This window comes from Micromonospora sp. DSM 43699, from assembly GCF_055517075.1.
The window spans coordinates 1-1,141 of record NZ_JBTMMT010000152.1 but is presented as its reverse complement, the minus strand read 5'-3'; the positions used below and the strand labels follow the sequence as shown (position 1 = coordinate 1,141).

The 1,141-nt window shown below is 63.9% G+C and carries 1 protein-coding gene; it reads right to left on the bottom strand.

Annotation, left to right across the window (positions count from 1 at the left end; all coding sequences use genetic code 11):
• The gene (locus AC0AIB_RS30985; protein ID WP_465098043.1) at positions 1-1,092 is read right to left on the bottom strand and encodes an IS630 family transposase; all 1,092 of its coding nucleotides are present in this window, start codon (positions 1,090-1,092) and stop codon (positions 1-3) included.
• Between the last annotated feature and the right edge of the window lie 49 nt (positions 1,093-1,141).

The window sequence follows — 1,141 nt, the reverse complement described above, 5'->3', positions numbered from 1 at the left end:
CTAGTGTCCTGCGCCGGAAATTCGCCTACAAAATCGTGCGAGTGATTCGAGGATCTCTTCGGCGGTCTTGGTCCAGGTAAACGGCCGTGGGTCGCGGTTCCAGTCGGCGATCCAGGAGCGGATGTCTGCTTCCAGGGCTTGGACGCTCTTGTGAGCGCCACGGCGGATCTTCTGGTCTGTGAGGTGGCCGAACCAGCGTTCAACCTGGTTGATCCAGGACGACCCGGTCGGGGTGAAGTGCATGTGGAAGCGGGGATGTTTCGCCAGCCAGGCCCGCACGGTCGGGGTCTTGTGGGTGCCGTAGTTGTCGCAGACCAGGTGTACGTCCAACTCGGCCGGCACCGTCTTGTCGATCGTGATCAGGAACTTTCGGAACTCGGTCGCGCGGTGCTGGCGGTGCAACTCGCCGATCACTCTGCCGTCGGCGATGTTGAACGCGGCGAACAGGCTGGTGATGCCGTTGCGGGCGTAGTCGTGGGTGCGCCGTTCGGGCATGCCGGGCATCATCGGCAAGACTGGCTGGGACCTGTCGAGGGCCTGGATCTGGCTCTTCTCGTCAACGCAGAGCACGACGGCCCGCTCGGGCGGGTGATGGTAGAGCCCGACGACGTCGACGACCTTCTCGATGAACAGCGGGTCCGTGGACAGTTTGAAGGTCTCGCTCCGATGCGGCTTAAGGCCGAAGTCACGCCAGATCCGCCCGATCGTGGACTTCGACAACCCCGACTTCTCGGCCATGGACTTGCGTGACCAGTGGGTGGCGTTGCGCGGGGTCCGCTCCAACGTCGTCACCACCACGTCCTCCACCTGGTCGAGGCTGATCGACGGTGGGCGTCCCGGTCGCTGCTCGTCCATTAGCCCATCCAGCCGTAGCTTCAGAAACCGCCGCCGCCACTTGCCCACCGTGGACAAATGCACCCCGAGATCCCTCGCGACATCGATGTTCGACCCACCTTCAGCACAAGCCAGGATGATCCGCGAACGCATCGCCAGGACCTGCGACGACTTCGCCCGCCGTGACCACCGCGTCAACGTCGCTCGCTCATCGTCGGTCAGCGTCAGCGGCGCAGTGGGACGCCCGGTTCTCGGCATCCCACCACCCTACCCACTTATCAGGCGAATTTCCGGCGCAGGACACTAG

Coding starts and splice junctions, on each gene's coding strand:
- AC0AIB_RS30985 (WP_465098043.1), bottom strand. CDS start 1,092: ATGCCGAGAACCGGGCGTCCCACTGCGCCGCTGACGCTGACCGACGAT.